This window comes from Marinobacter sp. (assembly GCF_035268745.1).
Taxonomy (GTDB): domain Bacteria; phylum Pseudomonadota; class Gammaproteobacteria; order Pseudomonadales; family Oleiphilaceae; genus Marinobacter.
Window position 1 is genome coordinate 1 of sequence record NZ_DATFKH010000144.1, and the last position, 1,579, is coordinate 1,579.

The following is a 1,579-nucleotide window of genomic DNA, read 5'->3' on the forward strand; positions in this document are numbered from 1 at the left end:
TCTCGGTCCCTGAAGCAATCCCGGTGTTTTTCCGATTACTTCATCTGCAGAATAGCCGGTTAAATTGCTGAAGGCCTGGTTTACATAGATGATCACAGAGTTTGTATGATCAGAAGTCGCTTTGGTCACCATGATCGATTCAAAAGCCAAGTCGGCGACGGTTTGAAACAGTGGAGATTGAAGAATGTCTTCAGAATTGTCCATACATGTACCTCTGCGTTAAAAATGGTTTTGTTTGATGACCCAACCCTGACCTACGAACCGCATCTGTCACCGTATCAGTTCGGGAGCAAACCAAACCCGACCAACTAAGCTAATCGCTGGCTTTTGGCTTAATAACCACGCAGGCGGTTGCGCTGGCGGAACTGTACTATTCGTTTCGTTATAGACAGGCCATATCAGGCTCATGGCGCGCTCTTGAAGTGATCTGGGGTTTCTTTCTACTCGTTATCGTTTAAAAAGATCAAACGCTGAATACAGGGAAACTGATTGTGTTTCAAAGTAAACGAAAGCAGGAATTGCAGGCCGCTCTGGAAAGGCTGGAGGCCGCCGAGAACCGGGTGTCTGAACTGGAAGCCGATTGGCAGGCAATTCAACGGTCCGTGGCGCTTGCGGTAATGAGCGGCGATGGATTGCTTGAGTCAGTCAGCGATGTCTTTCTGGATATGCTTGGCTACCAGGAGCAACAGCTGATTGGTAAGCATCACAGGGTGCTCTGCAAATCTGAGGATGCGCGTGGTGAGGAGTACATTAGGTTCTGGCGTGAACTGGTTACAGGCCATGTGAAAGAGGGACGATTCCTGAATCTTGGCGCAGACGGCCAGCCGATCTGGCTGGAAGCTCGCTATTTACCGGTTCTGTCCGATAAGGGCATCGTAAAGCGCATTATCATGCTGGCCAGCAGAACTACTGAAGCCTTGCCGGCTTAGCTCCTGAAAAGCCGCCAGTCCTGCATGATCAGCTTGAACTCACCGGCCTGGCGGTCTGACATCAACAGGCTCACGTATGCCAGGTACCGGGTGTCCAGAGGACCCGGTAAATATACAAGGTAATCATTTTCTTACCGTCCATAGTTAAAAATATATTAAGTCTTGATCGTCGCAATATCTCACTGGCGATGCAGTAATTCCGCAGTCAGTGGATGGCGAGCTGGAAAACCATCATGCCCAGAAAGGCCAGGACAATCACAACACCAACGGAAGCCGGATCCAGCTTTTTATTGGCATCCGGCAGAAGCTCGGCGAACACCATCCATATCATGGCACCCGCGGCCAAACCAAAGCCAAACGGAAGCATGGGTTTGAAGGCACTTACGAACAGGTAAGCCGGAATGGCCATCAGAGGTTGCGGTAAACTGCTGAAAACACTCCAGCCGGCCGCCTTGGTGACGGACATGCCTCTTGGCACCAGGATAAGTGCAATGGCAAGCCCCTCAGGAATGTTATGGACGGCGATGGCAGCGGTAATAAAAACGCCGAGATCCTGGCTGCCGCCGTAGGAAACGCCAACGCCAATGCCTTCTGCAAAGGAGTGGGCGGTCATAACGCCGACAATGAGCAGTGCCTTTTTAGCGTCAGCA

At 51.0% G+C, this 1,579-nt stretch carries 3 protein-coding genes; 1 reads left to right on the forward strand and 2 read right to left on the reverse strand.

Annotated features, from left to right (window positions below; translation table 11 throughout):
• Nucleotides 1-204: PAS domain-containing protein (locus VJ956_RS11365; protein WP_324084997.1), on the reverse strand; the 204-nt coding region annotated here is incomplete at its 3' end.
• Between the two features lie 287 nt (nt 205-491).
• Between VJ956_RS11365 and VJ956_RS11370 the strand changes: the two genes are divergently transcribed.
• Nucleotides 492-929: a PAS domain-containing protein gene (locus VJ956_RS11370; RefSeq protein ID WP_324084999.1), complete on the forward strand. Its 438-nt coding sequence runs from the start codon at nt 492-494 to the stop codon at nt 927-929.
• Nucleotides 930-1,134: 205 nt separating this feature from the next.
• Here VJ956_RS11370 and VJ956_RS11375 read toward each other — a convergent pair.
• On the reverse strand, nt 1,135-1,579 hold a 445-nt coding region (locus VJ956_RS11375; protein ID WP_324085001.1), incomplete at its 5' end, for a ZIP family metal transporter.